The sequence below is a fragment of the Limimaricola sp. genome (assembly GCF_016125575.1).
Taxonomy (GTDB): Bacteria; Pseudomonadota; Alphaproteobacteria; order Rhodobacterales; family Rhodobacteraceae; genus WGLM01.
Window position 1 is genome coordinate 857,701 of sequence record NZ_WGLM01000004.1, and the last position, 17,957, is coordinate 875,657.

At 67.3% G+C, this 17,957-nt stretch carries 14 protein-coding genes; 2 read left to right on the plus strand and 12 right to left on the minus strand.

The annotated features are described in order from the left end of the window. Positions 1-53: 53 nt before the first annotated feature. Entirely contained in the window at positions 54-1,040 is a 987-nt protein-coding gene (locus GC146_RS11105) for a D-glycerate dehydrogenase (protein WP_291838177.1), read from the plus strand. Between the two features lie 185 nt (positions 1,041-1,225). Here the strand turns inward: GC146_RS11105 and GC146_RS11110 are convergent, their stop codons facing one another. The 5 genes from GC146_RS11110 to panC all read right to left on the minus strand — a co-directional run bounded on the left by GC146_RS11110 (position 1,226) and on the right by panC (position 6,489). Continuing rightward, complete coding sequence (locus GC146_RS11110) at positions 1,226-3,151, minus strand: potassium transporter Kup (protein ID WP_291838180.1); 1,926 nt, start codon at positions 3,149-3,151, stop codon at positions 1,226-1,228. A 79-nt stretch (positions 3,152-3,230) separates the two neighbouring features. Further along, the gene (locus GC146_RS11115) at positions 3,231-3,761 is read right to left on the minus strand and encodes an isochorismatase family protein (protein WP_291838182.1); all 531 of its coding nucleotides are present in this window, start codon (positions 3,759-3,761) and stop codon (positions 3,231-3,233) included. A gap of 10 nt (positions 3,762-3,771) precedes the next feature. Continuing rightward, positions 3,772-4,755 (minus strand): quinone oxidoreductase, encoded by a 984-nt coding sequence (locus GC146_RS11120; protein ID WP_291838186.1) that lies wholly within the window; start codon positions 4,753-4,755, stop codon positions 3,772-3,774. Positions 4,756-4,822: 67 nt separating this feature from the next. Beyond that, the gene (gene panB / locus GC146_RS11125; RefSeq protein ID WP_291838189.1) at positions 4,823-5,635 is read right to left on the minus strand and encodes a 3-methyl-2-oxobutanoate hydroxymethyltransferase; all 813 of its coding nucleotides are present in this window, start codon (positions 5,633-5,635) and stop codon (positions 4,823-4,825) included. Then, the gene (gene panC, locus GC146_RS11130) at positions 5,632-6,489 is read right to left on the minus strand and encodes a pantoate--beta-alanine ligase (protein WP_291838192.1); all 858 of its coding nucleotides are present in this window, start codon (positions 6,487-6,489) and stop codon (positions 5,632-5,634) included. The genes panB and panC overlap by 4 nt, the downstream gene beginning before the upstream one ends. A 250-nt stretch (positions 6,490-6,739) precedes the next feature. Between panC and GC146_RS11135 the strand changes: the two genes are divergently transcribed. Beyond that, positions 6,740-9,232 (plus strand): FAD-dependent oxidoreductase, encoded by a 2,493-nt coding sequence (locus GC146_RS11135; protein WP_291838194.1) that lies wholly within the window; start codon positions 6,740-6,742, stop codon positions 9,230-9,232. A gap of 3 nt (positions 9,233-9,235) precedes the next feature. Here the strand turns inward: GC146_RS11135 and GC146_RS11140 are convergent, their stop codons facing one another. The 7 genes from GC146_RS11140 to GC146_RS11170 form a co-directional block, all read right to left on the minus strand. Continuing rightward, positions 9,236-9,571, minus strand: a complete 336-nt coding sequence (locus tag GC146_RS11140) for a tryptophan synthase subunit beta (protein WP_291838198.1) — start codon at positions 9,569-9,571, stop codon at positions 9,236-9,238. Positions 9,572-9,610: 39 nt separating this feature from the next. After that, positions 9,611-10,690 carry an FAD-dependent oxidoreductase gene (locus GC146_RS11145; protein WP_291838201.1) on the minus strand — a complete coding sequence of 360 codons (1,080 nt, stop codon included), beginning with the start codon at positions 10,688-10,690 and terminating at the stop codon, positions 9,611-9,613. Beyond that, on the minus strand, positions 10,687-11,619 hold the full coding sequence (locus GC146_RS11150; RefSeq protein WP_291838204.1) for an aldo/keto reductase: 933 nt from the start codon (positions 11,617-11,619) through the stop codon (positions 10,687-10,689). Before GC146_RS11150 ends, GC146_RS11145 begins: the two co-directional genes overlap by 4 nt. Before the next feature lie 60 nt (positions 11,620-11,679). Continuing rightward, a complete protein-coding gene (locus GC146_RS11155; RefSeq protein ID WP_291838208.1) occupies positions 11,680-12,966 on the minus strand; it encodes an FAD-dependent oxidoreductase in 1,287 nt (428 codons plus the stop codon). Between the two features lie 94 nt (positions 12,967-13,060). Next, positions 13,061-14,008 carry a xanthine dehydrogenase accessory protein XdhC gene (xdhC, locus tag GC146_RS11160; protein WP_291838210.1) on the minus strand — a complete coding sequence of 316 codons (948 nt, stop codon included), beginning with the start codon at positions 14,006-14,008 and terminating at the stop codon, positions 13,061-13,063. Further along, positions 14,005-16,428, minus strand: coding sequence for a xanthine dehydrogenase molybdopterin binding subunit (xdhB, locus tag GC146_RS11165; RefSeq protein WP_291838213.1), 2,424 nt, complete (start codon positions 16,426-16,428; stop codon positions 14,005-14,007). The genes xdhC and xdhB overlap by 4 nt, the downstream gene beginning before the upstream one ends. Continuing rightward, positions 16,425-17,789 carry a xanthine dehydrogenase small subunit gene (locus GC146_RS11170; RefSeq protein WP_291838216.1) on the minus strand — a complete coding sequence of 455 codons (1,365 nt, stop codon included), beginning with the start codon at positions 17,787-17,789 and terminating at the stop codon, positions 16,425-16,427. The genes xdhB and GC146_RS11170 overlap by 4 nt, the downstream gene beginning before the upstream one ends. Positions 17,790-17,957 lie beyond the last annotated feature (168 nt).

The window sequence follows — 17,957 nt, forward strand, 5'->3', positions numbered from 1 at the left end:
TACAGGCAATCTGCCATCAAGCAGCGCGAATGCAAAGCCAAGGAGGCGATCACATGCCCGGGAAACGTCTGAGTGTTGTCGTCACGCGACGGTTGCCCGCGGCAGTAGAGACGCGGATGAGCGAGCTTTTCGACGTCACCCTCAGCCCCGACGACAAGCCGATGACGCGCGAGGCGCTGACCGCGGCGATGCAGGGCGCCGACGTGCTGGTCCCCACCGTGACCGATCAGATCGACGCGCGGCTGCTCGCCGCGGCGGGCGACAAGCTCAAGCTGATCGCCAATTACGGCGCGGGGGTGGACCACATTGACGTATCCACGGCCCGCCAGCGCGGCATCCTTGTGTCCAACACGCCCGGCGTCGTCACGGACGATACCGCCGACATGACACTGGCCCTGATTCTCGCCGTGACCCGGCGCATCCCCGAAGGGCTGGCGCTGATGCAGTCGGGCGACTGGAAGGGGTGGGCCCCCACCGCCATGCTGGGCGGGCGGATCGCCGGGCGGCGGCTGGGCATCCTCGGCATGGGTAGGATCGGGCAGGCGGTGGCGCGGCGCGCGCGCGCCTTTGGCATGCAGGTGCACTACAACAACCGCCGCCGTCTGCGCGCCGAGGTCGAGGAGGCGCTGGAGGCAACGTGGTGGGAAAGCCTTGACCAGATGGTCAGCCGCATCGACATCCTGTCGATCAACTGTCCCCACACGCCGGCGACCTTCCACCTGATGAACGCGCGGCGGCTGAAGCTGATGAAACCCGACGCGGTGATCGTCAACACCAGCCGCGGCGAGGTGATCGACGAGAACGCGCTGACCCGGATGCTGCGCGCGGGCGAGATCGCGGGCGCGGGCCTTGACGTGTTCGAGCGCGGCGCCGAGATCAACCCGCGCCTGCGCGAACTGCCCAACGTGGTGCTGCTGCCGCACATGGGCTCGGCCACCGTCGAGGGCCGCGCCGAGATGGGCGAGAAGGTGATCATCAACATCAAGACCTTCGCCGACGGCCACCGCCCGCCGGACCTCGTCGTGCCGGGGGTCATGTAGGGACGAGTCGCGCCCGCACCTCAACGTTGATTGATGTGAGCAAAGGGCGGCGGCCGCACCGGGAGGGCGGTCCGCCATTGTCACTGATGTTGCACAGCGACCCGGCCAAAACCGCAGCAACACGGACAAACTTCGCAAAAGCAGATCTTGGCAAGGCTCCTCAGTGAGCCTTGCCCTCGGGGCGTCTAAAGCGGGATCTGCTGGCCGATGGCGACAATCCGGTCGGGGGGCAGGTTGTAGCTGTCCGAGAAGCGGGTCGAGTTGCGCCAGAGGAAGGCGAAGTAATGCTGGCGCATCGTCTTCAGCGGTCCGCCATCCGCCTCGGGCAGAATCGATTCGTGGCCGAGGTAGAACGTGGCCGTGTCAGGGTCGATGTCGAGGCCCACGACCGAGCAGAAGCGCAGCATCACCGGCACGTTGGGCGACTGCATGAAACCGTAATGCGCCACCACGCGGCTGAAGCCGGGGGCAAGGCTTTCCACCTCCACCCGTTCCGCCGAGGGCACGCGCGGCACGTCCTCGATCACGATGGTGACGAAGATTACCCGCTCGTGCAGGACCGGCGCCGTCGCCATCTCGCGGATCACGACCGAGGGCGTCGCGTCGCGCGACGAGGTCATGTAGATCGCCGTGCCGGGCACGCGCAGCGGCGGGTTTTCCTTGATCCGGGCAAAGAAGGTGTCCAGCGGCTCGCGCTGGGCCTTGGTGACGGCACGGACCTTGGCCAGTCCGGCCCGCCAGACCGCCATCGTGGTGAAGATCATCGCGGCCACAAGAACGGGGTACCAGCCGCCCTCGAAGAACTTGAAGATATTCGCGCCAAGAAAGGCCACGTCGACCACCAGAAAGCCACCGGCCAGCCCGCCCGCAACCCATGGGTTCCAGCCGAAGCGGCGCGCAACGAAATAGGCAAGGCACGTGGTGATGACCATGTCGGCCGCCACCGCAAGGCCGTAGGCCGCAGCAAGGTTGCCCGACGAGCGAAAGCCAAGGACAAGGCTGATCGTGGCGATCATCAGCGACCAGTTCACGAAGGGAATGTAGATCTGGCCGATATGTTCGCGGTCAGTCTGCAGGATCTGCACCCGGGGTAACTGGCCCAGCTGCACTGCCTGCCGCGTCAGCGAGAACACGCCCGAAATCACTGCCTGGCTGGCAATGATCGTGGCCATGGTGGCCAAGCCCACCAATGGGTAGTGGGCCCAGTCCGGGGCCAGCGCATAGAACGGGTGTTCGATCGCGTCGGGGTTGGCCAGCACGCCCGCGCCCTGTCCGAAATAATTCAGCAGCAGCGCCGGCAACGCGACGAAGAACCATGCCATCCGGATCGGTTCGCGTCCGAAATGGCCCATGTCGGCATAAAGCGCCTCGCCCCCCGTGACGGCCAGAAACACCGTGCCCAGCACGATGAAGCCGGTCAGCCCGTTATGGGCCAGAAACCAGGCCGCGTGCATCGGGTTCAAGGCGGCCACAACCCCGGGATGCTGCAGGATGCCGCCCAGCCCCAGCAGGCCAAGGACAAGGAACCATGCCAGCATCACCGGACCGAATAACGCGCCGATCTGGCTGGTGCCCCGCCGCTGGAACGAAAACAGCGCCAGAAGGATCGCCACGGTAATGGGAAGTACGAAATTGTCGAAGGCCGCCGATTCTACCGTCAGCCCCTCGATGGCCGACAGGACCGAGATCGCGGGCGTGATCGTGCCGTCCCCGAACAACAGCGCCGCGCCGAACAGCCCCATGATCATCAGGACATGCTTGCGGCTGCCCGGCTTGGCGTTCCACGGGTTCAGCAGCGCCACCAGCGCGATGATCCCGCCTTCGCCCCGGTTGTCGGCGCGCAGCACGAACAGCAGGTACTTGATCGAAACGACAAGGATCAGCGACCACAGGATCAGAGAAAGCACCCCAAGGATGTTGTCGATGCTTGGCCCGACATGTGTGGGCCCGTTGAAGCACTGTTTGAGTGCGTAAAGCGGGCTTGTGCCGATATCGCCATAGACCACGCCCAAGGCCGCTACGGACAGCGCCAGCAGCGGTTTTGCGGATTCGGTGGTTTCGGGGGCTGTGTCGCCGTGGGCGGCGCCGGTCGATTGACCCTTGTCCGACATGCCGGACCTCGTTTGTTCGTTTGCGCGGACCATATTCTCGCTGCGCTGCAGCTTCCAGCGCAATCGCAGCGACGTTCTGTCAGCCGAAGTGGATGGCTTCGCTTGCCCTTACATCGGCCCCTGCCTCGGCCAGCGCGGCGTTGCATGCGGCCACGATATCTCCGGCGCCTTGTCCGTCGTTGTCCCATGTCCCGTGCGCATCGGCGGCCAGCGTGACGGCGATGCCACGCTCCAGCGCCGCGCGGGTGGTTTTGCTGACGCAGAAATCCGACTGATTTCCGGCGACGACCAGCGCCGTTATGCCCGCCTTGGTCAGGTTTTCGGCCAGATCGGTGCCAAAAAAGCCATTTGGCCGCGTCTTGTCGATGACCAGGTCGTCGGCCTGCCGGTCGAGGTCAGGATGAAGCGGAAACGATGCCGCAGCGGGATCGAACTCCGACCCATCTTCGCAATGGCGCAGGAATATCACCTGTCTGTCCGCGCCCCGCGCCAGGCCGATCAGCCGGTTGATATTGCTCAGCACCTCGGCCCCGTTCGGGATCGGCGGAATGTCGCCGAAGCCGTCGAAGAATGCGCATTGCGCGTCGATGACAAGGAGTGCCGTGGCCATGTTGCACACCTCAGACAGTCAGGATGGTAGAGCCGGTCGTCTTGCGCGCCTCAAGCGTGCGGTGCGCCTCAGCCACGTCGTCGAGGGCAAAGCGCTGGTCGATCCGGATTTTCACCGCGCCCGACAATACCTTGGCGAACAGTGATTTCGCCATGTCCTGGCAGGTTTCATGCTGCGCAATATGCGAGAATAGCGTCGGCCGCGTGATCTTGAGCGAGCCCTTGGCGGCCAGACGGCCAAGGTCGAACGGCGGCACCGGCCCCGAGGAACTGCCAAAAAGGATCATGAAACCCAGCGGCGCAAGGCAGTCGAGCGAGCCGTCGAACGTATCCTTGCCGACCGAATCCATCACCGCGGCCACCCCGCGGCCGCCCGTGATCTCGCGCACGCGGGCCACGAAATCCTCCGTCCGGTAATTGATCGCGTGGGCTGCGCCGTGGTCCAGCGCCATCGCGCATTTCTCATCCGAACCGGCGGTCCCGATCAGCGTGATGCCCTCGTCGCGGGCCCATTGGCAGGCAATCAGGCCAACGCCCCCGGCGGCGGCGTGAAACAGCACCGTGTCACCCCGCTTCAGCGGTGTGGTGCGATTGAAGAGGTATTCCACGGTCATCCCCTTCAGCATCATCGCGGCGCCTTCCTCGAAGGAAATGCCGTCGGGCAGGGGGCAGACGTGGGTCGCTGGCATCACCCGCGCCTCGGTATAGGCGCCGGGCGGGTTGGCGGCATAGGCGGCGCGGTCGCCGGCCTTCAGGTGCGTCACGCCGTCGCCCACCGCCTCGATCACCCCGGCAGCCTCCATGCCAAGCGCGGCCGGCTTCTGCTGCGGGTAAAGCCCGGTGCGCTGGTAGACGTCGATGAAGTTCAGGCCAATCGCAATGTGGCGGATGCGCACCTCGCCCGGTCCCGGTTCGCCCACCGGCCGGTCTTCCAGCCTCAACACCTCGGGGCCGCCGTTTTCATGGATGACGACGGTGCGGGCGGTAGTGGTCATGGCTGTCTCCTGTGATGCAGAGTTTGCGGCAGACAATAGCGCGGCACCCGCCCGGTCAAGCGCGGTCTCAGCGATAGACCTGCTCTTCCGTCGGGAAGGTGCGCGCTTTCACCTCCTCGGCATAGCGGCGGACCGAATCCTCGATCATCGGCCCCAACTCGCCGTAGACCTTGACGAATTTCGGTGTCCAGGGGTTCAGCCCCAGCATGTCCTCCAGCACCAGGATCTGCCCGTCGCACTCTGCGCTGGCGCCGATGCCGATGGTGGGGATGTCGATCATCTTGGTGATCTTCGCGGCCAGCGGCTCGACCATGCCCTCCAGCACCACGGCAAAGGCGCCTGCCTCGGCCACGGCGCGGGCATCGGCAAGGTGATGCTCCCACTCGGCCTCCTGCCGGCCTTGCGTCTTGAAGCCGCCCATCACGTTGACCGATTGCGGCGTCAGCCCGATATGCGCCATCACCGGGATGCCGCGCTCGACGAGGAAGCGGATGGTTTCGGCCATGCGCGCGCCGCCTTCCAGCTTGATCGCGCCGCAGCCGGTTTCCTTCATCACGATCGCCGCGTTGCGGAAGGCCACGTTGGGGCTTTCCTCGTAACTGCCGAAGGGCATGTCGACCACGATCAGGGCCTTCTTGGTGCCCCGCACCACCGCACGGCCATGCATGATCATCAGGTCAAGCGGCACGCCGATGGTCGATTCCATGCCGTGCATCACCATGCCCAGGCTGTCGCCCACCAGGATGAAATCGGCGTAGCGGTCGACGATGGCCGCGGTATGCGCGTGATAGGAGGTCAGCGAGACAATCGGCTCGCCCCCCTTGCGCCGCGCGATCTGGGGCACAGTGGTGCGGCGCACGGTCTGGGTCTGGGTACTCATTTTCCGATCTCCCTCTGGTCGATCAACAGAACTTCGGCCGCCGGCGGCCCGAAGGCGACCGACAGCATGATGGCAAGTGGCCCGTCCGGAGGACCGGCGACAGGGGCCAGCGTATCGGCGGCGACGATGTCCACCGCCTTGAGCCGCGCGCGCGGCTCGGCGCCGATCTCGGCCGCGATCCCGGCGCGCATGTCCTCTACCGTGGCCCCGCCCGCGGCCAGCGTCGCGGCCCGCTCCAGCGCGCGGTGAAGTACCGTCGCCGCCTGCCGGTCTTCGGCCGATAATCGCACGTTACGCGACGACATCGCCAGCCCGTCGGCCTCACGCAGCGTGGGCACGGCGTGGATCGTGATAGGCATGTGCAGGTCGCGCACCATACGGCGGATCACCTGCAACTGCTGATAATCCTTCTCACCGAACCACGCCGCGTCGGCCTGCACGATGTTGAAGAGTTTCGTCACCACGGTGGCCACGCCGCGGAAATGGCCGGGCCGCACGACCCCGTGCAGCATGTTGGCAAGTTTGATCGTCTCGACGATGGTTTCATCACCGGGCGGGTACATCTCTTCGACTGACGGGATAAACACCGCGTCCACGCCTGCGGCCTCCAGCATGGTCAGGTCGGCGGCCTCTGTGCGTGGATATTTCTCAAGGTCCACAGCATTGCCGAACTGCGTGGGGTTGACGAAGATTGTCGCAACCACCCTGTCCCGCGCCGCCTTCGCGGCCGCCACCAGCGCCATGTGCCCGGCGTGAAGCGCGCCCATCGTGGTGACCAGCCCCACATCCTCGCCCGCGGCGCGATAGGCCGCCACCGCGGCCCGGATCCCGGCGATGTCACGACAGACCAGCATTGGCGCCCCCCTTGCCCCAAGGATGTAATGGCCTGTTCCAAGGGGGGCAAGCCGGGCTGCCTTTGCCTTGCAAATATCCTCGGGGGGTGAATTGGCCGTCAGGCCAAGAGGGGGGCAGACAGCCCCCCTCCCGCACCGGTCCGCGGCGCGTGGAAACGTCGCATTCGGCGCGTCACAGGTCGGCTGGCTCTCGCTCTGCGTCCGGCTTTGCGACAGATTGCGGCGAGAGTCGCGCGGAACGGAGTCAGTGATGCAAACCCATGTCAAAGCCCTTGTCGTCGGTGGTGGTGCCGTCGGCACCTCGATTGCCTATCACCTCGCCCGCGCCGGCTGGTCAGACGTGATGCTGCTGGAGCGCGACGAGCTGACCTCAGGCTCGACATGGCACGCGGCAGGTCTCTTGCCGCTCTTCAACATGAGCTACGCCACGACCCACATCCACAAGTACTCGGTCGACTTTTACAAGACGCTGGAGGCCGAGACGGGGCTGAACGCCGGTTTCGCCGTGGTCGGCAACCTGCGCATGGCACAGACACAGGCGCGCATGGACGAATACATGGTCTATGCCACGACCGCCGAAACCTGCGACGTGCCCTTCGAATGGCTGACCGCCAAGGACATCAAGGACCGCTGGCCGCTGGTCAGGACCGATGACCTGCTGGGCGCGATCTTTCACCCCACCGACGGCTACATCAACCCCGCCGACGTGACGATGGCGATGGCCAAGGGCGCGCGCCAGCGCGGCGTGATGATCGAGCGCAAGTGGCAGGCCGATGCCTATGTGTGGAAGGGCGACCACTGGGAAGTGACCTGTTCGAAGATGGTCGAGAAGGGCGGCAACCTCGTTCCCTCGGACGAACAGATCGTCATTCATGCCGAGCATGTCGTGACCGCCACCGGCAACCACGCGCAGCGCACCGCGCGGCTCTTGGGCATCAAGTCGCCCGCGATCCCGGTCGAGCACCAGTTCATCGTGACCGAGCCCGACCCGGCCCTGGTCGAGTGGCGCAAGGACCACCCGCAGCACCCCGTTCTGCGCGACGCCGATGCGAAATGGTACGTGCGCGAGGAGCGCGGCGGCTGGATCCTTGGCCCCTACGAGGAAGGCGCGCCGGCACGTTTTGCCCATGGCGTGCCCGACAGCTTCCGCGCCGACCTCTTCCCGCTCGATCTGGACCGGATCGAAGAGGAGTACATGTCCTTCATCCAGCGTATCCCGTCGTCCGAGCCTGTTGGCCTGAAGGACGATTTCAACGGTCCGATTTGCTATACCCCCGACGGCAACCCGCTGGTCGGCCCCGCGCCGGGCCTGCGCAACATGTGGCTGGCCGAGGGCTTTTCCTTCGGCATCACCGCTGCGGGCGGCACCGGCTATTACCTCGCCCAGATGATGGTCGAGGGCGAGGCCGAGATCGACATGGCCAGCCTCGACCCCAAGCGCTACGGCAGCTGGATGACGACCGAATACGCCTCGCGCAAGAACGAGGAATGCTATTCCCACGTCTTCATCCTGCACCACCCCGACGAGGAACGCGGAGCGGCCCGCCCGCTGCGCACCTCGCCCGCCTATGACCGGCAGAAGGCGCGCGGCGCGCAATTCGGGCAGGTCAATGGCTGGGAACGGCCCAACTACTACGCGCCCGAAGGCTTCGACGACCACGCAGCCCGCAGCTTTCGCCGCGGTGGCTGGTGGCAGTACGCCGTCGAGGAGGCCAAGGCGACCCGCGAGGGCGTCGGCCTGATCGACGCGACCGCCTTCACCAAGCATATCGTCAAAGGCCCCGGCGCAACCGCCTTCCTCGACTGGTTCACCACCAACAAGCTGCCCAAGGTCGGCCGCATCAACCTGACCTATGCGCTGACCGCGGCGGGCACGACGCGGACCGAATACACCATCGTCCGGCTGAAGGAGGACGAGTATTACCTCGTCTCCGCCGGGGCCTGGACCGATTACGATGCCGATTTCCTGCGCAAGGCCGTGGCCGACAAGGAGGCCGAATTCGGCCGGATCGAGGTGCAGAACGTCACCACGCAATGGGGCGTCTTTGCCATCGCCGGGCCGAAGTCGCGCGACGTGCTGAAATCGGTCATCAACGATGCCGATCCCGACACGGCGCTGTCGAACAAACGCTTCCCGTGGCTGTCGGCCCGTCCGATCGAGCTGGGCATGTGCCCGGTCAACGCGATCCGCGTGGCCTATACGGGCGAGCTGGGCTGGGAACTGCACCACCCCATCGAGATGCAGAATTACCTCTTCGACCTGCTGGAAAAGGCAGGCGCGGCGCAGGGGATGAAACTGGTCGGCGCCCGCGCGCAGAACTGGCTGCGGCAGGAGAAATCCTACCGCGCCTTCGGCACCGAGCTAGGCCGCGACGCGACCCCGCTCGAGGCCGACCTGCCGCGTTTCGTGGACCTCTCGAAAGAGTTTCACGGCAAGCAGGCGATGCTGGACAAGGGCCTGCGCAGCAAATGCGTGACGCTGCTGATCGACGGGCCGGCCGATGCCGACCCCTGGGGGCGCGAAGTGCTGTTCGCACAGGACGGCACACGGGTGGGGCGGCTGACCTCGGGCGGCTATTCGGTGGCCTTCGGCAAGTCGATCGGGATGGGCTATGTCCGCCCCGACCTGGCCGAGGTGGGAACCAGGCTGAAGGTGCGCATGTTCCGCGAGCTTTGGGATGCGACCATCGTCGAGGACAGCCCCTACGACCCGGCCAACGCCTCGATCCGTGTCGACGGCTGAGCCCTAGCGGCCCGACTTGCGAGACCAGCGCGTGGCCAAGCGCCGCGTGCGCAGCATCAGCGCGGCGACCGGCCCCTGCAGGAAGGGCAGGTCCAGCGCCAGTACCATCAGGCCCAACGGCAGCATCCAGATGCCAAGGACCGGTAGGAAAGAGAACACGCCGCCGAAGATCAGCAGTAGCCCCAGCGGCACCCGCACGGGCCGCGCGCGGTTGCTGCGCAGGTAGCGGATGAACCGCCTCAGCCGGGGGATGTCCCGCTCCAGCGCGTCGAACTGCCGGTCCAGCCGTTCGGCCGGGCGGGCATTGGGCGTCTGGTCAGGGGTGTCCGGATCAGTCATGCGGCGGACATGGGGGTCGCGCGCCCGCCTTTCAATCGCTCAGGCGCCGAAACGGGTGGGCGACAGCGCCCCGGCAAGTTCGGCCCCGATCTCGGGCGGGCGGGCGGCCACGATGTCGGCCAGCAGTGCGCTGGCGGCGGGCGCAGTCTGGAAACCATACCCGCCTTGCCCCGCGAACCACAGAAAGCCTGCATCTTCGGGCGAGGGGCCGATCACCAGCGTCCGATCGGGCGCGAAGGTGCGCAGCCCGGCCCAACTGGCCAGAAGCCGGGTGACGGGTTCTGTTACGGCCTCTTCGTAGCGGGCCAGACCTTCGGCCAGGACCATGTCGTCGGGCCAGGCATCATGCGGCTCGGCAGGGTCCTCTTCGCTGGGCGAGACGATCAGCGCGCCGGCGTCGGGCTTGCAATACCACAGGTCATTCGCGCCGAAGACCATCGGCCAGCGCGAGGTATCCAGCCCGCCCGGCGCGGGGATGCGCGCCATCGACCGGCGCAGCGGCGTGAACCCGATGGGTGCAATGCCCGCCAGCCCGGCCACTTTGTCCACCCAAGCGCCTGCCGCGTTGACCAGCAGCGCGCCTGCGAAATCGCCCTTGGGCGTGGTCACGTCCCAGCCGGTGGCGGTGCGGCGGATTGCCGTCACCTCGGCCCCGGTCACGATCTGCCCGCCATTGTCCCGCAACTCGCGCGCGAAGTTCTGGATCAGCCGGTCGGTGTCGAGGTCCCATGCCTTGGGATCATGCGCGGCAAAGGGCGCGTGGGCGTCGTTGAGGATGGGGAAAAGGGCGCGCGCCTCGTCCGGGTCCAGCCGCCGCAGCCCGGTCTTGCGCACCTCGGCCTCGAAGCTGTCCTGCAGCGCGGCGGAGCCTACCAGCATGGTGCCGCGCGGGCTGGTGACGCCGCCATTGGCATGCTGGTGATAGTCAGCGCTGGCCCGGTTCAGCGCGACAACGGTGTCGCTGCCATAGGTCGCTTCGAACAGCGCCGCCGACCGGCCCGAGGCGTGATAGGCCAGCGAGGATTCCCGCTCCAGCACGGTGACCCGGCCCAGGTGCGACAGGCGCGCCCCGGCCGAGATGCCGGCAATGCCGCCACCGATCACGATGATGTCGCTCACGCTTCCTCCAGCCGGTCGGTCGCGGGTGGTGGCGCGGGCGAAAGGGCGGCGATGCGCGCGTAAAGCGCCTCTGTCATCTCGATTTCGGCGGCGGCGAGCGAGGGGCGCAACTGCGCCACTGAACGGGCCGAGATCAGCGGGCTGGGCCGGGCGGAATGGCCCATCACCCATGCCACGGCCAGCGTGGCGGGGCTGGTGCCCAGCTCCTCGGCCAGTTGCGCCAGCGCCGCGGCGGCCTCGTGCATCCATGCAGGCGCGTAGCGGGCGGCGTAACGGTCGTCCTCGCTGAGCCGGCCGGTTTCGCCACGGGCATATTTCCCGGTCAAAAGGCCCCCGCCCAGCGGCGAATAGGGCATGACCGCCATCTGCTGGTCCATCGCCATCGGCAGAAGCTCTACCTCTGCCTGCCGCTTGACGAGGTTGTACATCGGCTGGATCGCGTCGATCCGCGTGCCCAGCCGGGCGCAAACGGCCTGCCCCTTCATCACCTGCCAGGCGGCCCAGTTCGACACGCCGATATGGCGGATCAGCCCGGCCTGCTGCATCTTGGCCAGCGTCTCGAACGTTTCCTCCAGCGGTGCGTCGCCGTCCCAGCGGTGCAGGTACAGCAAGTCGACCGCGTCCATGCCCAGCTGGGACCGGCAGGTGTCGAACTGCGCGCGGATGTTGGCGCGTCCGCAGCCGCCCATGTAGCCCACCTTGGTGGCAAGGTAGATATGGGCGCGCTCGGTCGCCACGAACCCGCCCAGCAGGCGTTCCGACGCGCCCTCGGTATAGCCCACGGCGGTGTCGAAATGGTTGATCCCGGCCGCGCGGGCGGCATCGTACATGGCGCGGCTTTCCACCGCGTCAGCCCGCCCGCCGAATTGCATCGTGCCGAAGGCAAGGCGTGAGACGGGGGCGCCGTCAGGTGTGTGCAGGTCTGTCATGGCGGCAATCTGCGACGGGGCGGCGGCAGAGGCAAGCCGCCGCGCGCCGTGGTCGTCCACTCAGCCCTTCTGCACTTCTTTCAGCTTGTCGATGCCCATCATCTTCAGCGCGGCCTTCTCGTAATAGGGCTCGGACTCGCCCTTGCGGATCTTGCGCATGAAGTATTTCTCGAAGCCGATCTTGGCCAAGTGCACCCACTTGCCCGAGGACGACCAGTTGACGTTGCGCGGCGGGATCTGCGGCTGGGCGACGAAGGCAATGCCGCTGTCGCCGAAATCGGCAAGGCAGACCGCGTTCCAGGAGCCAACCTGATCGGGCTCCTTGCCGCGCAGCAGGTTGCCGATGTTGTGCGCTGTCGCCGTCACCATCGATTCGATCATGAAACCGGTCTTGGGCACACCGCAGGGCACCGGCGTGGGGCCGGTCGGTGGAATCGCGATGCAGACGCCGATCCCGAAGATGTTGGGATATTTCGGGTTGCGCTGGTGCTTGTCGACGATGGTGAAGCCGCGCGGGTTCGATAGCCCGTCGATGCCCATCAGTGGCTTGATGCCCCGGAAGGCCGGCAGCATCATCGAGAACTTGAAGGGCAATTCCTTCTCGCCAAGGCTCGACCCGTCGTCGGCGATCTGCTCGACCGTCATCTTGCCGTCCTCGACCTTTTTCACCTTGGACGAGGTCATCCACTTAATGTGCTTGTCGCGCAGTTCCGATTCCAGAAGGCCCTTGGTATCGCCCACGCCGTCAAGGCCCAGGTGCCCGACATAGGGTTCGGCGGTGACGAAGGTCATCGGCACCTTGTCGCGGATCTTGCGGCGGCGCAGTTCGGTTTCCAGGATGAACAGGAATTCGTAGGCCGGGCCAAAGCAGGACGCGCCCTGAACCGCGCCCACCACGATGGGGCCGGGATCCTTGCAGAACGCCTCGAAGCGGTCATGCGCGCTTTCGGCGTGATCGACGTGGCAGACCGACTGGGTAAAGCCGCCATGCGGTCCCAGCCCCTCGATCTCGTCGAATGCCAGCTCCGGGCCCGTCGCGATGACGAGGTAATCGTAATCGACCGAGGTGCCGTCGACCAGGTCGATGCGGTTCTCCTCCGGCTTCACTTTCTCGGCCGCGACGGGCCTGAAGGCGATGCCCTTGCGCTTCATCACCTTGGCAAGGTCGATCTGGATGTCCGACTTCTCGCGCCAGCCGACGGCAACCCAGGGGTTCGACGGCACGAAGTGATAGACGGGATCCTTGGTGACGACGGTAATCCTGTCTTCCTTGCGGATCTGGTCGGCCAGTTCGTAGGCCATGATGGAACCGCCAAGCCCGGCCCCCAGTATGACGATATGTGCCAATGCATTGCCCTCCCGGCTGCAATCGGGGGCCTGCCGCCCCCATCGGAATGCATCAGTATACCTAAATGTTTTGATGATCCGTCCTTGATCTGGATCAAGGTCCGGGCGGCCCTCCGGCGGCGAGGTCGGGCGCGCGGGCCGACCAGCCCTGCATCAGCGCCACCGCCACGCCCAGCGCGATGGCCTGCGGGTGCTTGCCCAGGCGCGGATCGCCGATCGGGCAGGCGATGCGGGCAATCTGTTCGGGCCGATGGCCCAGCGCGGCCAGGCGCGACCGGAACCGCGCCCATTTCGTGGCCGACCCGATCAGCCCGCAGCCGGCAAAGCCCCGGCCCAAGAGCGCGTGGCAAAGCGCAAGGTCCATCTCGTGGCTGTAGGTGACGATCAGGTGTTCGGCATCGCGCGGCGCGTGGCGCGCAAGCAGCGCGGGATCGGCCGCCGTGACGGTCTCGACCCCCTCCGGCACGGTGTCGGGAAAGCGGTCCGTTCCGGTGTCGATCCATGTCAGCGCGACATCGGGCAGCGGCGCCAGCACGCCCACCAGCGCCCGGCCGACATGGCCCGCGCCCCAGATCCAGACCTGCCGCGCGGCCGGCGTCGCCCCTTCGATGACCCAACCCGCCACCTCGACCGGGCCGGGGCCTGCGGTTTCCAGCCGGCGCGCCACCGCCGCAGGCATGGGGCCGGCCCCCTCCAGCGGTCGGGCGAAGGGCAGGGCGGGCAGGCTGCCGATGTCAAACCGTTCGATCAGCAGCGTGACCGACCCGCCGCAGCACTGGCCCAGCGCCGGCCCCAGCGGCATGGTGCGGACCTGGCGGTCCGGCCCGCCCGCCAGCGCCCCACGCGCCGCCGCCACCGCCTCGAACTCCAGCCGTCCGCCGCCGATCGTGCCGTCGTGCCCGCCAGCCTCGTCCGCCCCCCAGACCAGCATCTCGGTCCCGGCCTCGCGCGGTACCGATCCGGCCGTGCGCAGCACCAGCACGCGGGCCACCGCGCCCCGCGCCGCCACCGCCGCCCGCAGCCGGGAGAGGTCGAAGGTCATCCCCGCACCCGGCCCAGGGCGGCCAGCACCCGTTCCGCCGTCGCGGGCGCGTCCAGTGCCGGATAGGCCGCGCCGCAGGCCGCCACCGCGTCCGACAGCGCGAGGAAAGCCGAGATGCCCAGCATGAAGGGCGGCTCGCCCACCGCCTTGGACCGGTAGACCGTCTCGGCCGGGTTGGCGGCATCCCACAGCGCCACGTTGAAGACCGGCGGCCGGTCCGACACCGCCGGGATCTTGTAGGTCGACGGCGCATGCGTGCGCAGCCGCCCCTTGTCGTCCCAGACCAGTTCCTCGGTCGTCAGCCAGCCTGCGCCCTGCACGTAGCCGCCCTCGATCTGGCCGATGTCCAGCGCGGGGTTCAGGCTGGCGCCGGCATCATGCAGGATGTCGGTGCGCAGGATGCGGTTCTCGCCGGTCAGCGTGTCGATCACCACCTCGGTCACCGCGGCGCCGTGGGCGAAGTAGTAGAACGGCCGCCCCTGCCCCTTGATGCGGTCCCAGGTGATGTCGGGCGTGCGGTAGAACCCGGTCGACGACAGGCTGACGCGGTTCTGGTAGACCAACGCGGCCGCCTCGGCGAAGGTCATGCTCTCGCCGCCGACATGGACCATGCGATCGGCAAAATGCACCGATGCGGCGTCGGTCTGGGCGCGTTCGGCCAGGAACGCCGCCATCCGGTCGCGGATCGTGTCGCAGGCCGCCTGCACCGCCATCCCGTTCAGGTCCGACCCGGACGAGGCCGCGGTGGCGCTGGTATTGGGCACCTTGCCGGTATCGGTCGCGGTGATCTTGACCGCCGCCACTTCCACCCCGAACCGCGCCGCCGCCACCTGCGCCACCTTCTGGAACAGGCCCTGTCCCATCTCGGTGCCACCGTGATTAAGGTGGATCGAGCCGTCCTGGTACACATGCACCAGCGCGCCCGCCTGGTTGAGGTGGGTCAGCGTGAAGGAGATCCCGAACTTCACCGGCGAAAAGCCGATGCCGCGCTTCAGGATCGGGCTTTGCGCGTTCCACGCGGCAATCGCCGCCTTGCGCGCGGCATATTCGCTGGTCTCCAGCAAACGTTCCGTCATCTCGTGCAGGATGAAATCGGTCACCTCCATCCCGTAGGGCGTGGTATTGGCCAGCGGCCGGAACCCCTCGGGCGAATGCGGCCCTCCATAGCGTTGGCCATGCCCCGTCCCGCTCGACAGCTTCGTCGCGCTGCCTGCCTTTGCCTTGGAAATATCCTCGGGGGGAGTCCCGGAGGGACGGGGGGCAGACAGCCCCCCTTCCGCCGCCCGATAATAGTTGATCCGCCGGATCTCCACCGGATCGCGGCCCAGGGCGTGGGCCACATGGTCCATCACCCGCTCGATCCCCAGCACGCCCTGCGGCCCGCCGAAGCCGCGATAGGCGGTGGCCGATTGCGTGTTGGTCTTCAGCCGGTGCGAGGTGATGCGCGTGGCAGGCAGCAGGTAGGCATTGTCGGCATGCAGCATCGCCCGGTCCGCCACCGGCAGCGACAGGTCCAGCGCCCAGCCGCAGCGCGTCCACTGGGTGAACGCCACGCCCCGCAGTCGCCCGTCGTCGTCATAGCCCACATCGTAGGCGATGCGGAAATCGTGCCGCTTGCCGGTGATGACCATGTCGTCGTCGCGGTCATAGCGCATCTTGCAGGGGCGGCCCGTCAGTCGCGCGGCCACGGCACAGGCCACCGCCAGCGCATTGCCCTGGCTTTCCTTGCCGCCGAACCCGCCGCCCATCCGCCGCACCTCGCAGCGCACGGCATGCATCGGCAGGCCCAGCGCCTCGGCCACCTTGTGCTGGATCTCGGTCGGGTGCTGGGTCGAGGAATGGACGACCATGTCGCCCCCCTCCTGCGGCAGCGCCACCGCCGCCTGACCTTCGAGGTAGAAATGCTCCTGCCCGCCCATCTCGATCACGCCTTGCAGGCGGTGCGGGGCGGCAGCCAGCGCCGCGTCGACATCGCCCTTGGACCAGATCCGCGGCCCTTCCTCGAACCGGCTGTTCGCGGCCAGCGCCTCGTCGATTGTCAGGATCGGCGTTTCCTCGGCGTAGCTGATCTGGCCCAGCCGCGCGGCCTTGCGGGCGGCCAAATGGCTGGTCGCCACGACGATGAAGATCTGCTGGCCCACGTAGTGCACCGCGCCATCCGACAGCAGCGGTTCGTCATGGGCCGAGGGCGATACGTCGTTGGCAAAGGGCAGGTCCTCGGCCGTCAGCACGGCCATGACACCCGGCGCGGCCTTCACCGCCGACAGGTCCATCGCGGTGATCCGGCCGCGCGCGATGGTCGAGAGCCCGAAGGCCAGGTGCAGCGTGCCTGCCGGCGTCGGGATATCGTCGATGTAGCGGGCCCGGCCCGTGACGTGCAGCGCGCCGCTGTCATGCGGCAGGGGTTTGGCCACGCTCATGCCCGCACCTCCATCAGGTCGGCCGGTTGTCCCGACATCTCGGCGTAGTAGCGCCGCAGCATGCCTTTCGCGGCCTCCAGCCGGTAGGCGGCACTGGCGCGCATGTCCGACAGCGGCGTGAAATCCTGCTCAAAGGCGGGCAGCGCGGCTGCGACGGTCGCCTCGGACCAGGCCTGTCCCAGAAGGGCGGCTTCCACCGACGCGGCGCGTTTGGGGATGCCCGCCATGCCGCCGAAGGCGATGCGGGCGGCCGTCACCTTGCCGTCCTCGATGGTCAGGTTGAAACAGCCGCAGACGGCGGAAATGTCCTGATCGAACCGCTTCGACAGCTTGTAGCAGCGCAGCGAAGGCGCGCGCAGCGGCAGCGTGACCGCCTCGACGAACTCGCCCCTTTCGCGGTCCTGCTTGCCATAGTCGAGAAAGAACGCCTCCAGCGGCATCTCGCGCCGCGCATCGCCCTTGCGCAGGTGCAGCGTGGCGCCCAGCGCGATCAGCGCGGGCGGGTTGTCGCCGATGGGCGAGCCGTTGGCGATGTTGCCGCCCACGGTCGCGGCATTGCGCACCTGTTCCGACCCGTAGCGGCGCACCATCGTGGCATAGCTGGGGTGATAGACCTCCAGCACGGCCAGCATCTCGGTCATCGTCACGGCGGCGCCGACGCGCAGCGTGTCGGTGCCGATCTCGATGCCCTTGAGATCCGCGCAGCGGTTGAGGAAGGCGACCTTGGGCAGATCGCGCAGCTGCTTGGTGATCCAGAGACCCACATCGGTCGCCCCGGCGATCAGCGTCGCGTCGGGGTTGGCCAGGTACCATGCCGCAAGGTCATCTGCCGTCTCGGGGGCGAAGGGGGCCGGCCCCGGATCGAACCCGTCGAGCGGTTCGTCCATCCAGTCGGGCGCTTCGGCGGCCTCGGCGGCCTGCGCGGCGCGGATGATCGGGGCATAGCCGGTGCAGCGGCAAAGGTTGCCCGCCAGCACCACGTCATGATCGGTGCGCCCTTGCAAATGCCCGGCGGCCAGCGAGGCCACGAAACCCGGCGTGCAAAAGCCGCACTGGCTGCCGTGATGTTCCAACATCGCTGCCTGCACGGGGTGCAGCGCGCCGTCGGGGCCGGAAATCCCCTCGACGGTGCGCACTGCCTTGCCGTGCAGTTGCGGCATCAGCAGGATGCAGGCGTTGAGCGCGCGCACGCCATTGTCGTCGGTGACAAGCACGGTGCAGGCGCCGCAATCGCCCTCGTTGCAGCCCTCCTTCGTGCCGGTCAGCCCGCGCGTCTCGCGTAGCCAGTCGAGCAGGGTCCGCGTGGGAGGGGCATCCACGCGGATCTCCTCGCCATTAAGAATGAACGCGATATCGGTCATGCAACGTGCCGGCCGCTGTCTGTTGCGCGGGGCTTTGCCCCACCTCGCCCCGGCCCGATGCGGCGGAATGCCGGGGGTCATTGCCAGACCCAAGAAAAGCGGCCTTTGCGCGCGCTGGCAAGTCCCGGCTTTGATGGAAAGCGCGAAGCAGTTTCCGCCTGCGCAGAA